Source organism: Candidatus Thermoplasmatota archaeon, from assembly GCA_030018475.1.
Classification (GTDB): domain Archaea; phylum Thermoplasmatota; class JASEFT01; order JASEFT01; family JASEFT01; genus JASEFT01.
Genome location: JASEFT010000035.1, coordinates 1 through 13,265, shown reverse-complemented (window position 1 = coordinate 13,265; position 13,265 = coordinate 1). Strand labels below are relative to the sequence as shown.

General features: G+C 40.4%; 18 protein-coding genes. 11 read left to right on the top strand and 7 right to left on the bottom strand.

Annotated features, from left to right (window positions below; all coding sequences use genetic code 11):
* Nucleotides 1-45: 45 nt before the first annotated feature.
* The 3 genes from QMD21_05475 to QMD21_05465 all read right to left on the bottom strand — a co-directional run bounded on the left by QMD21_05475 (nucleotide 46) and on the right by QMD21_05465 (nucleotide 1,526).
* Nucleotides 46-360, bottom strand: coding sequence for a phosphoenolpyruvate carboxykinase domain-containing protein (locus QMD21_05475; protein MDI6856214.1), 315 nt, complete (start codon nucleotides 358-360; stop codon nucleotides 46-48).
* Nucleotides 361-367: 7 nt separating this feature from the next.
* Nucleotides 368-994 (bottom strand): hypothetical protein, encoded by a 627-nt coding sequence (locus QMD21_05470; GenBank protein MDI6856213.1) that lies wholly within the window; start codon nucleotides 992-994, stop codon nucleotides 368-370.
* A 148-nt stretch (nucleotides 995-1,142) separates the two neighbouring features.
* Nucleotides 1,143-1,526: a translation initiation factor IF-5A gene (locus QMD21_05465; protein MDI6856212.1), complete on the bottom strand. Its 384-nt coding sequence runs from the start codon at nucleotides 1,524-1,526 to the stop codon at nucleotides 1,143-1,145.
* A gap of 53 nt (nucleotides 1,527-1,579) precedes the next feature.
* Between QMD21_05465 and QMD21_05460 the strand changes: the two genes are divergently transcribed.
* The 3 genes from QMD21_05460 to QMD21_05450 are packed head-to-tail and all read left to right on the top strand — an operon-like array spanning nucleotide 1,580 to nucleotide 3,485.
* A complete protein-coding gene (locus QMD21_05460; GenBank protein MDI6856211.1) occupies nucleotides 1,580-2,329 on the top strand; it encodes an inositol monophosphatase family protein in 750 nt (249 codons plus the stop codon).
* The gene (locus QMD21_05455; protein MDI6856210.1) at nucleotides 2,326-3,084 is read left to right on the top strand and encodes an NAD(+)/NADH kinase; all 759 of its coding nucleotides are present in this window, start codon (nucleotides 2,326-2,328) and stop codon (nucleotides 3,082-3,084) included. The genes QMD21_05460 and QMD21_05455 overlap by 4 nt, the downstream gene beginning before the upstream one ends.
* Entirely contained in the window at nucleotides 3,081-3,485 is a 405-nt protein-coding gene (locus QMD21_05450) for a Mov34/MPN/PAD-1 family protein (protein ID MDI6856209.1), read from the top strand. Before QMD21_05455 ends, QMD21_05450 begins: the two co-directional genes overlap by 4 nt.
* Nucleotides 3,486-3,511: 26 nt before the next feature.
* Here the strand turns inward: QMD21_05450 and QMD21_05445 are convergent, their stop codons facing one another.
* The gene (locus QMD21_05445; GenBank protein MDI6856208.1) at nucleotides 3,512-4,246 is read right to left on the bottom strand and encodes an ATPase domain-containing protein; all 735 of its coding nucleotides are present in this window, start codon (nucleotides 4,244-4,246) and stop codon (nucleotides 3,512-3,514) included.
* A gap of 43 nt (nucleotides 4,247-4,289) precedes the next feature.
* Entirely contained in the window at nucleotides 4,290-5,627 is a 1,338-nt protein-coding gene (locus tag QMD21_05440) for an NADP-dependent malic enzyme (protein MDI6856207.1), read from the bottom strand.
* A gap of 101 nt (nucleotides 5,628-5,728) precedes the next feature.
* On the opposite strand from QMD21_05440, the gene tuf reads away from it, so the two are divergent.
* The 7 genes from tuf (at nucleotide 5,729) to QMD21_05405 (ending at nucleotide 11,029) form a co-directional block, all read left to right on the top strand.
* A complete protein-coding gene (tuf, locus tag QMD21_05435; protein ID MDI6856206.1) occupies nucleotides 5,729-7,006 on the top strand; it encodes a translation elongation factor EF-1 subunit alpha in 1,278 nt (425 codons plus the stop codon).
* Complete coding sequence (gene rpsJ, locus QMD21_05430) at nucleotides 7,007-7,318, top strand: 30S ribosomal protein S10 (GenBank protein MDI6856205.1); 312 nt, start codon at nucleotides 7,007-7,009, stop codon at nucleotides 7,316-7,318.
* Nucleotides 7,319-7,385: 67 nt separating this feature from the next.
* Nucleotides 7,386-7,742, top strand: a complete 357-nt coding sequence (locus QMD21_05425) for a hypothetical protein (GenBank protein ID MDI6856204.1) — start codon at nucleotides 7,386-7,388, stop codon at nucleotides 7,740-7,742.
* Nucleotides 7,743-7,744: 2 nt separating this feature from the next.
* On the top strand, nucleotides 7,745-8,278 hold the full coding sequence (locus QMD21_05420; protein ID MDI6856203.1) for a hypothetical protein: 534 nt from the start codon (nucleotides 7,745-7,747) through the stop codon (nucleotides 8,276-8,278).
* 7 nt (nucleotides 8,279-8,285) lie between these two features.
* Entirely contained in the window at nucleotides 8,286-9,443 is a 1,158-nt protein-coding gene (locus tag QMD21_05415; protein MDI6856202.1) for an SPFH domain-containing protein, read from the top strand.
* A 16-nt stretch (nucleotides 9,444-9,459) separates the two neighbouring features.
* Nucleotides 9,460-10,452 carry a hypothetical protein gene (locus QMD21_05410; protein ID MDI6856201.1) on the top strand — a complete coding sequence of 331 codons (993 nt, stop codon included), beginning with the start codon at nucleotides 9,460-9,462 and terminating at the stop codon, nucleotides 10,450-10,452.
* Between the two features lie 118 nt (nucleotides 10,453-10,570).
* Nucleotides 10,571-11,029, top strand: coding sequence for a hypothetical protein (locus tag QMD21_05405; GenBank protein MDI6856200.1), 459 nt, complete (start codon nucleotides 10,571-10,573; stop codon nucleotides 11,027-11,029).
* Nucleotides 11,030-11,057: 28 nt separating this feature from the next.
* Here the strand turns inward: QMD21_05405 and QMD21_05400 are convergent, their stop codons facing one another.
* Nucleotides 11,058-12,131 (bottom strand): M48 family metalloprotease, encoded by a 1,074-nt coding sequence (locus QMD21_05400; protein MDI6856199.1) that lies wholly within the window; start codon nucleotides 12,129-12,131, stop codon nucleotides 11,058-11,060.
* A 39-nt stretch (nucleotides 12,132-12,170) separates the two neighbouring features.
* Here QMD21_05400 and QMD21_05395 point away from each other — a divergent pair, with 39 nt between their 5' ends.
* A complete protein-coding gene (locus QMD21_05395; protein MDI6856198.1) occupies nucleotides 12,171-12,971 on the top strand; it encodes a hypothetical protein in 801 nt (266 codons plus the stop codon).
* On the opposite strand, the gene QMD21_05390 is transcribed toward QMD21_05395, so the two are convergent.
* Nucleotides 12,925-13,265: hypothetical protein (locus QMD21_05390; protein ID MDI6856197.1), on the bottom strand; the 341-nt coding region annotated here is incomplete at its 5' end. The two genes, QMD21_05395 and QMD21_05390, sit on opposite strands and share 47 nt — an antisense overlap.

The following is a 13,265-nucleotide window of genomic DNA, read 5'->3' as shown; positions in this document are numbered from 1 at the left end:
AGAACCTGTGCTACCACCTAATCTAGGGGTGTAGGTGGGTGGGCTTTACTTGATTACCACGCCGTTAGGATTCTCAAGTGCTAATAAGTCTAAGTTTTCTAAAATTTTCAATTCGAATGTAAATCGAGCGTTTGGATGCGAGCACGGTATTTCTCTGCCATTTGCGTCTTCCTTACCAAGCCACCACTTACCTGAATGATTGAAACCCTTTTTAGGAATTTCGCAGTCTTTTCCAAGCCAGTGAGCCTTACCATTCTCAGTAACCAATACGTTTGAAAATATTATTTCGTTAGTGCTGTGAAGAGCTTTCCATAGTAGAGGATCATCTTTAGAATTTATACCTTGGATTATTCCAAACATTCCTTTCTCAGGATTGACTGCACGTAGTTCCCCATCCTTCTTTAGAAGCTTTGGCTATTGCTAGGCGAAGCGATAATTTCTTGAGGCCGATGCTATTACCACCATACTGAGTATTTGTACTGTACACAGTATCATCGTATGGGTCTATATAGACCCTGCGTTCATCAAGATTTTTGCTGACTTTCATATCGTTAAGTTCGCCTTGAGAATGTATGAATTTAAAGAAATATGCTTTATTACCCTGCCTAACAAACTCTTCGTAGCCAGGTCTGTAAAGTAGCCTTTCGCTATGCGCCACACAGCTAGAGTCTGTGAGTTGGACGCAAAGTATGGAAAACTCTGAGTTCAAAGGTCCTAAACAGAAAAAGAGGATATACAATTCATGACCTTTCATTATATCCATCAGAATTTTATGAATTTCTTCAAGTGCCTTCTCACGATATTTTGTTCTTACAAAACTTCCTAGCTCAATCCATTTGGGGATAAGAATACAAGTATGCTCTCTATCCCTTGCTTGATCATAGTAACTGTCAAAGTGTAGAGTATGACCATCAATAGCAAGTTTAGTTTCTTCGCCGTTCCGTAACGCAGCATCTTTAATATACAGCCAATCCCCCGGGCTATCGGCATATATAAAAAACGGTGTCCGGATTACAAAGCTCTATGTAGTTAGCAATGAACCGATGAAGTTTGGAATTGTTTATCTTAATAAGTTTTATGTAGTCTTCTTTAGTTAATCTAGCTTCTAAATATACTTCTGGTTTTTTCATCCATTACTAAAATCAAACTCTTGTTATCTTCCTCTTGCCCATTGCAGAAATGTATTGTACTTCTTTTCCAGGCGCTATAGCGCTAGCAAACTCTTCTTGAATTGGCAACTCAAAAGTCTCGTAATTTTCTAAATCCATAAGCTGTACGTTTTTACCCATTACCACAATAACTTGAGCGTTGCGTTTATCTATTATAGGAACATCTACTCTGTGCTTTACAGGATGCACAATGCTACGCTTTTGATTGTCAAATATTCCTATAGCTTCTATCCTAGCTTTAGCTTCGCCGTGCTTGCCCGGCTTTGAAGTTACTACACTCATTATTTTGCAAGCTTCTTCATCTATAACTATATAGCCACCCTCTTTTAGCTCTCTAACTTCGCAGACAGTCTTCATTTTTATCCTTCCCAAATCTATATCTGTTTATAAATAATTATTATTTACTGTCAATGAAATTATTAAAAGAGCTTGCAAACGAGATATCGAAAGCTATTTGTAAAGTTGACTTAGTGGAAGGGAGCAAGATATTAAAAAGTAATGAATATGATGTTACTAGAGTTATAGATGCAGTTGCTGAAAGGAAAGCTCTTGAGCTATTAAAGAGCCAAACTGAATTTAATATTATTACTGAAGAATCTGGTTATCATGATTTCGGTGGTAAAAAAACAATTGTCCTCGATCCTCTAGATGGCAGTTTCAATGCAATCTCCGGTATTCCTTTCTATTCAGTCTCTATAGCTGTTGGAACATCTAAAATTTCAGATATCGAGTACGGGCTCGTAAAAAATTTAGTTACTGGCGAAGAGTTTGAAGCTTCTCAAGGCAAAGGCGCTTATTTGAACGGCAAAAGAATAAAGACAAAAAATTTCAATCCTAACGATTTAGCATTTTCTATTTATTTGAGCAGATATGCGAGTAGTAAAAGCTTCGAGCTCGCTAGAAAAGCAAGGAGGCTCCGCTCGTTAGGGTGCGCCTCACTAGATATATGTTTGGTAGCATGCGGAGCACTTGACGCTTATTATCAGGCAGGCTATCCTCTTAGAGTTACAGATGTAGCTGCAGGCGCTCTAATTTTAAGAGAGGCAGGCGGCGAAATCTACGATGATAAATTTAATTTGCTAGACATGGCATTTGAGCTTAAGACAAGAAAAAATGTGCTCGCTGTCGGTAGTAAAAAAACATTGGAGCTGATGAAATGAGGGTAGGAATTGTTGCAAGAACAGATAGGAAAGATGCTCTAGAAATTGCCAAGAAAGCAATAGAGTTTTTATCTGATATAGCTGAGGTTTTGGTTGAGAAAACTTTAGCTTCAAAGCTCAGGAAGAAATTCTCAAATCTAATTAATGCAGATATTGTGATCGCAATAGGTGGAGACGGTACTATTTTAAGAGCTTTGCAAAGTTATAATGTTCCTTTGCTTGGTGTGAAAGCAGGTGCTGTAGGATTTTTAGCTGAAGTGCAAAGCGTTGAAAATCTCAAAGATGCTCTAGCTAAAATTCTAGCAGGTAAATATAAAATTGAGAGCAGAATAAAGTTAAAAACTATTTTGAGTAAAGAGCGTTTACCAGATGCTACAAACGAAGTTGTAGTGCATACTGCAAAAGTTGCTAAAATCTGTAATTTCAAAGTAGAAATAAACTCGCACTTGCAAGAAATTGCAGCAGATGGTATTATAATAGCTACACCAACTGGAAGTACTTCTTACGCGTTTAGCGTAGGAGCTCCTGTAATAGATTCCAAACTAAAAGCTTTTGTTCTAGCACCTATAGCACCTTTTAGGCAATTAGCCAAACCATTGGTTATTGGTGCAGAGAGCGAAATTAAAATTTCTTTGCTTAAAGGTAAAGATTGGATTCTTGCTATTGACGGTCAATACGAGCGAAAGCTAAATGCTAAAGATAAAGTAACTATGAGTATATCTGATAAGCAAGCACAATTTGTTAGATTGAAATGATATTTTTGTTTTCTAAGAAAAAAGAATTTTCAAGCTGGAAAATTGATAGAAAAGTTTTGAAAATGATTTTGGAATGTTCTAAAGAAGAGCATCCTAAAGAGTTTGCTGGTTTTTTGAAAGCTGAAAAATTCGTTATTAACGAACTGATATTGATTCCAGGAACAATTTCTGGCAACGAAGGCGCTTTGCTGAGATTGCATATGCTGCCAGTAGATTTTGGAGTTGTAGGTACTATCCATTCGCATCCAACAACTTCTTTCCTGCCCTCAAAACCTGATAAAGAGTTATTTGCAAAGTTTGGAGGAGTGCATTTGATTGTTAGCTATCCTTATAATGAAGAATCTTGGAAAGCTTATAATTCGAAAGGCGAGGAAGTCAGTTTTGAAATTGTGGATTTATAAAGGTGAGAAAATGAAGTGTCCTGAGCTCACTTAGTTACAATCTCAAATCCTCTCTCAGTAACAAGAAGCGGAAAATAGTCTGTAGGGTGTTTTGTCTCACGCATTTTAACTACGCTAATATATCTGCCTACTGTTTTGCCAGTTCTCTCAGTTGCAAGATGAATTATACCGTCGCTTAGAAAGCTCTCAATTTCGTATTTGCCGAAAAGCTTACTTTCGCCAGGCATTTCAGAAACTACGAAGGTAGTAAGTCCAAGACTACGCAAGTCTTCAAAAAAATGGAACATTTCGCTGCGAGGATTGTCCATTACAGAAAGTGCGCAAAGAGCGTCTAGCGAGTCTATTACTACAATTTCAAATCTCAGCATTTGCTTGTAATTCTCTATTTGATCTTTGAGTGAGCGAATCCAGCTGATTTTACGACCTTCTTCTATTTTAAAGCCGGCTGCAACAACCTCTTCGCCTACTTCCTTTCTAACCTTACCAAGATCCATTACTGTAACATAGTCTTTCACATTTTCTATATTCATATTAAGTTTCTGCATGTGTCTAATAAGGCTCTCTCTGCTCTGCTCAAGTGAAAGATACAAGCCCTTAATTTTACGCTCTCTAGCACTGTTATAAAGAATGTTGAACACAAGCGAAGATTTCATACTGCCTGCAGGTCCAGAGATAAGTACCACATAGCGCTTAGGAATGCCGCCTTCCATCTTTTCATCTAAACCACTAACGTAAGTTTTTATTCTATCGTAGCTTATCATCTTAAAAAGCTATCTGCTCGAAGAGTAATAAAACTTTCTTTTATTACAAAGGTTTTTTAATAAAGCCTTCCTTCATACTGACTTTAGTAAGATTTCGAGCTCTTTCTATTACACTACAAGCAATTTCGTAAAGCTCTTTCTTGGTTAGACACTTTCTGGCAACTCCTTGCTCTATTGCCTTTAGTGCAACTGCAACTGCTTCTCTAGGAAATACCTCCCATTCATCCATCGTTGGCACAATATATTCTTCATGTAGACCTTTATCCTCAGCGCATTTTGCAAGCTCGAAGCTAGCAGCAATACACATTTCATCAGTAATAGTTTTAGCGCGCACATCTAAAGTACCTCTGAAAATGCCTGGGAAGCCAATAGAATTATTTATCTGGTTTGGAAAATCGCTTCTTCCAGTAGCTACTATTCTAGCGCCCGCTTCTTTAGCTTCCCAAGGCCATATTTCTGGTACTGGGTTAGCTTCTGTGAATACAATTGCGTTATCGTTCATCTCAGCAATCCATTCTTTTTTTATAGTGTCAGGTCCTGGCTTAGAGGCTGCAATACATACATCAGCGTTTTTCAAAGCTTCTGGAATGTTGCCATGCCTGTTTTCAGAATTAGTTTTCAAGCACAGCTCCCATTTCTCAGGATGCGTTTTTTCAAGCTCTTTTCTATCTTTGTTCAAAATACCTTTACTATCTGCCATTATTATATTTCCTGGCTTTACGCCTGCTTTTATAATAATTCTAGCAGCGCATATATTAGCAGCGCCAGCGCCTATCATTGCAATAAGAACTTCTTGCTTTTTTTTGCCTACGAGCTTAAGTGCATTGATAAGAGCTGCAAGTGTAATAGCAGCGGTACCCTGCTGATCGTCATGCCAAACAGGAATATCCATCTCTTTTCTTAGTCTATCTAAAATATAGAAGCATTTAGGCTGCTCTATATCTTCTAAGTTAATACCTCCGAAACAAGGCTCTATGATTTTTACTGCCTCAATAATTTCCTCTGCATCCTTAGTTGCAAGGCATACTGGGAATGCGTCAACGCCTCCAAGATATTTGAAGAGAAGAGCTTTTCCCTCCATTACAGGCATACCAGCATGTGGCCCAATATCTCCCAAACCTAGAACTCTTGTGCCGTCACTCACGACAGCAACGTTATTCCATTTATTTGTAAGCTCATAGACTTTCTCAATATCATCTTTTATTTCTTTGCAAGGCTCTGCTACTCCAGGGGTATACCAGATTGCGAAATCGTCAAACCCACGAATAGCGCATTTAGGCACTACCTCCACTTTGCCTTGATAAAAAGGATGCAGTTTTAGCGCTTCTATGCCTGGCTTCTTCGCTTTCGCTAAAAGTTCTTCTACAGTTGTTTTTTTCATTTGGTAAAGGCAATTTTTTTGCTCTACTATTAATGTTTCGTCTGTTAGGGTAGAAAAAAAGATAAATAGTAAAATCTATTACTGATACAGGTGAATAAAATATGGCTGAAAAACCGCATCTAAATCTAGTATTCATAGGGCATGTAGATCACGGCAAATCTACAGCTATTGGAAGATTGTTGTTAGAGACAGGGACTGTGCCACAGCACGTAATAGATGAATATAAGAAGGAAGCGTCAGCCAAAGGCAAAGCTACTTTTGAGTTTGCTTGGGTAATGGATGCATTGAAAGAGGAGCGCGAGAGAGGTCTTACTATAGATGTAGCGCATAAGAGATTTGACACTCCCAAATACTATTTTACAATTATAGATTGCCCTGGACATCGAGACTTCGTTAAGAATATGATTACGGGTACAAGTCAAGCAGATGCTGCTGTTCTTATCGTTTCTGCTGCTGAAGGTGAAGGTGTCCAAGCGCAGACTAAAGAGCATTTATTCCTTGCTAAAACGCTTGGCGTGCCACAGATAATTGTAGGAATAAACAAGATGGATGCTACAACGCCCCCGTATAGTGAGAAGCGGTATAACGCTATAAAATCGGAATTGGAAAAACTTTTGAAGACAGTGGGCTACAAACCAGAAAAAACTCAATTCGTGCCTATAAGTGCTTATATTGGCGATAATATTACTAAGCCATCTGATAAAATTGCTTGGTTTAAAGGACCTACATTCATGCAAGTTCTGGATACTTTAACAGTACCTGAAAAGCTAACAAAACTACCTTTGAGACTGCCTGTGCAGGATGTTTATACAATTACAGGCGTTGGTACAGTGCCAGTAGGCAGAGTTGAAACTGGCGTACTAAAGCCGGGCGATAAAATAGTATTCCAGCCTGCTAATGTGACAGGCGAAGTGAAAACTATAGAAATGCATCATGAAAAGATAGACAAAGCAGAGCCTGGCGATAATGTTGGGTTTAACGTGAGAGGCGTAAGTAAAGAAGAGATAAGGCGTGGCGATGTTGTAGGACATGCAGATAATCCACCTACAGTTGCAAAATCATTTATCGCTAAAATAATAGTTTTGCAGCATCCTAGCGCTATTGCCCCAGGCTACACACCTGTATTCCACTGCCATACAGCGCAGGTAGCTTGTACTTTTGAAGAGCTTCAAAAGAAGCTAGATCCAAAAACAGGTGCTGAACTACCTGAAAAGCCTGAGTTTCTAAAGGCAGGCGATTCTGCAATTGTAAAAATAAAGCCTACCAGACCGCTCGCTATTGAAAGGGCGCAAGATTTTCCGCCTTTGGGTAGATTTGCTATTCGTGATATGGGTCAGACAGTAGCAGCTGGACTTTGCATAGAAATCGAGAAAAAATAAATGCCGCAGAAAGCAAGAATCTCGCTCACAGGTACTAATCCACAGAAAGTAGAAGAAGTGTGTAGCCAGATAAAAGCTATTTCTGAGAGGACTGGCGTGAGTATGAAGGGTCCTATACCTCTTCCTACTAAAAGGCTTGTTGTGCCTGTAAGAAAAGGGCCTGATGGCGGTGGGACAAGCACTATAGATAGGTGGGAAATGCGCATACATAAAAGAGTTATTGATTTAGATGCAGATGAAAGAGCTTTACGTCAGCTTATGCGCTTGCAAATACCTGATGGTGTAAATATAGAAATTGTTTTGAAATCGTAATTAAAGCAAATCGCGCGAAAGGAAAACTTTAATATTTCATATTCAGATGTTGTTCTCAGTGTGATAAATGGCTGGGGGTAAATCTGATATCGTATATTATATGGGTTATGGCGTTGTTGGGATACTTTTAGGTACTTTCGCAGCGTTTTGGGCACTAGGAACTTTGACTCTTTCGCAAATGCTCGTACTATGGCTTATGTTCGTAGGTCTTGCGCTAACAGCACTAGGCTGTGTAAGAGTTTCTTCTGCTTCGAGAATGCCAACTCTTGTGGGGTTTGGTATCGGGCTTGCAATAATATTTGGCTCTTTAACTACCGTTGTATTCAACTTTGTGGCTTTCTGGCTTGCAATAGCAATAATTGTAATTTTACTCAGTGCAGGACTTGTGGCTTACAGCTTGATAATATCAAAGGGAGGTAAATAATAATGGCTGTAGATTTACGTAAAAAAGTAGAAGAAGACAGAGGGCTACTCAAAAAAATAGAGCTTGCAATTCCAGGCTTTAGAGGTTATAGAAAACGGGAAGATTTGAGGATAGCAGATAGTCTGCTGAGAGCGCAACTAGCAGATAGATTAAAGCATGTAGGTACACAACTAGAGCGGTGCAGACAAGATTTGGTTAAAAGAATGGAATTGGAAGTGCTTGAAGATGCAGCACGACTTGTAAACAATATTCAGAAGACCGAGAATCGCGTAAGGCATGCGGAACAAGGCTATAGCGGAATATCAGCCGATTTCAGAATAGAAGTAGAAGAGCTGAACAGACTTTATGAATGGGATTTGCAGCTGCTCAGCGATATTGATAAAATAAGAGCAGAAGTTGCAGGCTTGGAGAGAGCGATTCTTGGTGGTAGCAGAAGTGAGCTCCCACTACGTTTACGCGCAGTTAATGATGTACTTCAAGATTTTAATATGACTTTTGACAAAAGAATAGAAATAATTGGCGGAATAGGAGTGTGAGATAAAAATGGTGTTCTTGTTTAGGAAGAGTGATATCCCTAAAGCAGATGCAAGAGCAACTTTTCATTGGGAAGACGCTTGGAAAGGCGAAAATGTAATGTACCGCATACCTAGAAACATCCAGTGGAATGATAATGTTGTAGTGAGGGAAGATGAATATGCAGTATTTTTCAGAGACGGAAAAGCAATGCATGTTTTTGACAGACCAGGCAGATTTGCAATGACCACAGAAAACGTTCCTGTATTGGGCAGACTTGTAGCTGCAGTTACAGGCATACAGCAGTTAGGCGAAATTTACTATTTACAGAGAAGAGAGCTTAGAAGCAAGTTTGGCACTGCAGAGCCGCTTGCTTTTAGAGACCCTGATTTCGGACTTGTTAGAATCCGCGCGTTTGGTGATTTTGCATATAAAGTTGTTGATCCACTATTGTTTATAACTCAGTTTGTAGGCACTGAAAGAATTACATCTAGCGATAAAGTTATCGAATGGATGAAAGCCCAGCTTGTAATGTGTCTAAACGATGCACTTGGCGAACTGAAACGCGATAAGAATATGGCTGTCGTGGATATGCCTGCATATTTGCAAGAAATAGAGCAAATTGTTTTGAGTAAAGTAGCAGATAGCGTGGAAAGGTACGGAGTTAAGATTGCTAAAATTGCAGGTTTAAATATTAATTTACCAAAAGAAGTACAAGAAGCTATTGATAAAAGAGGTGCAATGGGCGCGCTTGGCGTTGATTACATACGATATCAAACAGGTAAAGCAATCGAGGGCGTTGGTGTAGGCGCTGCTACAGGCGCTGGCGACGCTACAGGAGCAATGGCTGGCTTAGGTGCAGGCGCTGGCGTCGGATTAGGTATTGGAGCTATGATGGGACAGGCTATGCAGCAGCCTGCACAAGTACCGCAACCACCAAAACCTACTATTAAATGCCCAAAGTGTAATGCAGACGTGCCTGAAGGCGTAAAATTCTGCCCTAACTGCGGCGCTAAAATGCTCGCACCTGGTATGATGAGCTGCCCTAAATGTAATACAGATATAAAAGTAGGCTCTAAGTTCTGTCCTAGCTGCGGTGAAAAATTAGTAAATAACTGCCCTAAATGCAATGCTGAACTGCAGGCGGGCGCTAAATTCTGTCCTAATTGCGGTAGTAAAATAGAATAAAAGGAGTGTGATGATAATGGCTACACCTATAGAGCAGGAAAAACCAATAATGTGCGAAAGTTGTGGTGCGCCTTTGAAAATGGGTTACGGTGCTACTTTAGTTACTTGCGAATATTGCGGCTCGAGTATGACTATCAGTGGCGAAGTTGCAAAGCTTATTTCCAAGCACAGCATGCTGCTGAACAAGATCACTCCAGAGCAAGCAGTAGAAGTAGCAAAGAGATGGATGGACTCAGGTATTTTTAGGGTTGGCGTTTCTAAAGAAGCTACAATCACAGGAGTAACTCTTAAGTACTTACCTGTGTGGACAGTACCTGTGACGGTCACTGGCAATTACTCTGCATCCAGCTCAGGAGGCTATACTGCAGATGTAAGGCAGATGAGCGACGCGTGGAAAGAGAAAGACAAAAAAGGCTTTTTGAAAGGGCTGGGTAAATTAGCTGTTAAAGGCGCTGCTATAGCTGCAATAGCTGCTGGCGCCAGTAAGACAATAAGCTCGCAAGGGAGAGATTCGAGAGGTATAGGCTTGATGTTGGGTGGCGGTGTGATTCACGATATGGCTGGCGGCGGGCAGAGAGGAGTTGCAAGCGGCCCTATTAGCAAGCAGTACTATGAACTTATGCTTGCAAGGCGCGCTAGCGATATAGATTTAAATCAATATCAAATACCATTGCAGGAGAAAGAGATATTTGCAATCGGCAAGATACCACAAGATGCTGAGATACTCAACGGCGACATGCTTGAAGAAGAGGCGAAAGCAAAAGCTGACGCGCTCGCAAGAGAGCAGGTAAGAAAAGAGCTCTCACATCAGTACGATACAATTCATTCTTTAAATCTCAATACTGCACTTGGTGAATGCGAACTTGTACATATACCAGTATGGTTCGTGAGCTACGAGCACAAAGGCGTAAATAGATTGGCTGGCGTTGATGGGATTACTGGTAAAGTAGTAAATGGTACGAGACCTACAATCTCGTTAGGTATTTTGGGTAAGAAGAAAGAAACTTAAAAAGGTAAAAACACTGCACCTTTTCTTTATGCGACTGGCGTGAAAAAAACTATCGGTGAGCTTGTCGGCACTGGGTTTATATATTCAAAACATTATTTAGATTTAGAGATGATTAAAAATGCCTTTAGGGTTTGGAAAAGGAAGAATTGAGGTATTTCTGGACAAATACAACTATGTTCTAGGAGAGATGATTAGCGGGCGACTATCTTTAAAACTGAAGAAGCCAGTTCGCGCGAGAGCTCTAAAAGTTGCATTAATAGGTCAGCAAAAAACAACGCAACACGGAGGATTAACTACCATTGGTAGTGGTAGCTATCGTTCGAGTAGAGAAACGCGCCCCATCTATAATTTTGAGATACCTTTGGATGGCGAAAAAGAATACACTGGCGGAGAATACACGTTTCAGATAAAAATCCCAGAGACTCTACCTCAACCAATGCTTCCACCAGGTACTGTGGGCACTATATTGAAACTGATTACCGGAATGAGCCAAACAATAGATTGGTATGTGCGTGCATATTTAGATGTGCCTATGGGACTTGATGTATCTGGAAAAGTGCAAGTTGTGATAGGGTAAGCAAGCTAGAAAAAACAAGAGCTGTTCTTCAGATAAACTTGTAAATATCCTTTAAACGCTTGTCATATCTCATTTCTTTTTCCATTTCCATAAGCATGAGAATACGTCTATAAGTTGCTGGATGTGTTGAGAACAACTCGTTTGCCCTTCTCCAGTGCGATTTCGCCTCTTTCTCTACAGCAATTTCTAATTCTTTTTCATCAATCGTGCCATCTTTGTCCAAATCGTAGCTGTCCATTCTCTCTTTGAGAAGACTGTAATCATTTACAGCTTTAACAGGATCACCAATATAAAAAGCCCTCGCACCACTCGGCTCGGCCTTTCTGCTTAACGAAAGCCCGTATGCAATTTTTGTGAGTGCAGAACGCAGCCCGTGAGGGTTGCCTGTAACACCAGCTGAGTACGCATCTGCATAGTATTCCCTTGTTCTTGAGAGCTTGAGCACGAGCAGCTGAGAGATGAGATATACCGTGTAGGAGAGCACGCCCACTATAACTGCAAACAATAATGCCTGTCCCTTACCCCTGCCACCACCTCTAGGATGTTTTAGGAATCCAAAAAGCGTTCTTGCAACCATGTACGTGAGCAGTGGCACTGCAGAAACCAGAGTCATAGTTATAACATCTTTGTGGGTAATGTGTCCTAGCTCATGCCCTATCACACCCTCAATCTCATCTTTGTTCAGTTTCGATAAAAGCGCACTATGCACGACGAGCGTAGTATTGTTTACACTCCTGCCGAATACAAATGCGTTCGGCGTTGGATTGTCTATCACTGCTACTCTCGGCATCGGCGTGTTTGACTTCGCACATAACCGTTTGACCATATCGTATAGAAATGGATTACTCCTCTCGGAAACATAGTGCTCTTCTTTTAGGCCTGTAGCTCTTCTCACAATTGCTGGCGAGATATACCACTGAATGAAAATAAACAATGCTACTAGAGCCACGATTATTACTATGCTGTACCAGATAAGACCAAAAGGTATTCGAAACACAAAATGCAGGATATAGTCCACTGATATCATAAAAAAGAGCAGCAAGCCGACAATTAATGATATTGTGATACGCGCACTCCTCTCTAGCGCGCTGAGTGAGCCCATAAAAAATATTATTAGTATTGCGGGATATATAGATTTCGTATGGTAGAGGTTGTACAGCAAATTAGCTGTCCGAGCTGCGGCGCTCCAGTCAAAGTAGTGCCTGGAGAGATTATAATTACGTGTGAGTATTGCGGCTCTGATATGAAGCTCGGCGAGAAATTCTTCTTAAAGCATTCGATAATCCCAGGGAGGTATAAAAGTGCGGATGTGGTAGAGATTGTTAAGAAATGGATGGGAGGCGGCTTTTACAAGCCTGATGACTTAGCGAAGAGATCGATAATCAAAAGTGTAGAATGCGTCTTCCTGCCTTTTTTCATCGTACATCTTGAAGCTCTGACGAGATATTCTGGGTTTTTTACTAGAACTGGAGAAAACATCCCAAAAAATGGTGAGTTGAAAAAAGAATATTTCTGGAAAGTGCTTGGGAGACGTAGCTCAGAGTTCCCGACAAAAGAGTATCATATACCATTAAGCGGAAAAACGCAATTCAACTTGGCGCACATTTCGAAGAACGCAAAATTTCTCAACTCTGAAATTGACGAGAAGGAAGCTGAAAACATCGCTAGGCAGGAAGTAGGTATGCATCAAAAATACCTTCTTGAAGATACTATCGACTTGTTCTCATCATTAGATACGGATTGCAAGATCATTGATACCGAATTGGTGCACGCGCCAGTATGGTTCATTGAGTACGATTACAAGAAGCATATTTATAAAATACTGGTAGACGGCGCGTCTGGCGAAACAATCAAGGGAGGTATACCATTACCGGACACTTCATTCAAAGGGCTCTTCAAAGAAATGAAAAGGGGGTTGTTTTCCAGATGCGGAGGTAGCTAAGAGGACTAAGGCGCCAGATTTGAGACAGCCCTTTTCCTTCTCTTGTAAAGAGAAGAAAAAGCGACTGGCGGAAAAAGAAGAGAAGCAAGGGGTTGCGGAGCAACTCCTTAAAAATACGATTGTTGACTCCCATCGCCAGTACAAAGGCTGAGAAACATCTGGTGGTGCTCTGCACCTCGGGGGTTCGAAAGAAGCCTTTCTTTTTTCTTTTAAGAAGAAGCCTTTCTTTCTCTTTTCGGAAAAGAGAAAGAAACTCTTCAGGGAAAGAAAGAGAAAAGGGAAAGAGGGAAAAAT

What these genes read in the sequence shown, in the direction of transcription:
- QMD21_05460 (MDI6856211.1), top strand. Translation starts at nt 1,580, where the DNA reads ATGAAATTATTAAAAGAGCTTGCAAACGAGATATCGAAAGCTATTTGT.
- QMD21_05445 (MDI6856208.1), bottom strand. Translation starts at nt 4,246, where the DNA reads ATGATAAGCTACGATAGAATAAAAACTTACGTTAGTGGTTTAGATGAA.
- QMD21_05400 (MDI6856199.1), bottom strand. Translation starts at nt 12,131, where the DNA reads ATGGGCTCACTCAGCGCGCTAGAGAGGAGTGCGCGTATCACAATATCA.
- QMD21_05420 (MDI6856203.1), top strand. Translation starts at nt 7,745, where the DNA reads ATGGCTGTAGATTTACGTAAAAAAGTAGAAGAAGACAGAGGGCTACTC.
- QMD21_05395 (MDI6856198.1), top strand. Translation starts at nt 12,171, where the DNA reads ATGGTAGAGGTTGTACAGCAAATTAGCTGTCCGAGCTGCGGCGCTCCA.
- QMD21_05415 (MDI6856202.1), top strand. Translation starts at nt 8,286, where the DNA reads ATGGTGTTCTTGTTTAGGAAGAGTGATATCCCTAAAGCAGATGCAAGA.
- QMD21_05410 (MDI6856201.1), top strand. Translation starts at nt 9,460, where the DNA reads ATGGCTACACCTATAGAGCAGGAAAAACCAATAATGTGCGAAAGTTGT.
- QMD21_05440 (MDI6856207.1), bottom strand. Translation starts at nt 5,627, where the DNA reads ATGAAAAAAACAACTGTAGAAGAACTTTTAGCGAAAGCGAAGAAGCCA.
- tuf (MDI6856206.1), top strand. Translation starts at nt 5,729, where the DNA reads ATGGCTGAAAAACCGCATCTAAATCTAGTATTCATAGGGCATGTAGAT.
- QMD21_05475 (MDI6856214.1), bottom strand. Translation starts at nt 360, where the DNA reads ATGTTTGGAATAATCCAAGGTATAAATTCTAAAGATGATCCTCTACTA.
- QMD21_05450 (MDI6856209.1), top strand. Translation starts at nt 3,081, where the DNA reads ATGATATTTTTGTTTTCTAAGAAAAAAGAATTTTCAAGCTGGAAAATT.
- QMD21_05455 (MDI6856210.1), top strand. Translation starts at nt 2,326, where the DNA reads ATGAGGGTAGGAATTGTTGCAAGAACAGATAGGAAAGATGCTCTAGAA.
- QMD21_05465 (MDI6856212.1), bottom strand. Translation starts at nt 1,526, where the DNA reads ATGAAGACTGTCTGCGAAGTTAGAGAGCTAAAAGAGGGTGGCTATATA.
- QMD21_05425 (MDI6856204.1), top strand. Translation starts at nt 7,386, where the DNA reads ATGGCTGGGGGTAAATCTGATATCGTATATTATATGGGTTATGGCGTT.
- rpsJ (MDI6856205.1), top strand. Translation starts at nt 7,007, where the DNA reads ATGCCGCAGAAAGCAAGAATCTCGCTCACAGGTACTAATCCACAGAAA.
- QMD21_05405 (MDI6856200.1), top strand. Translation starts at nt 10,571, where the DNA reads ATGCCTTTAGGGTTTGGAAAAGGAAGAATTGAGGTATTTCTGGACAAA.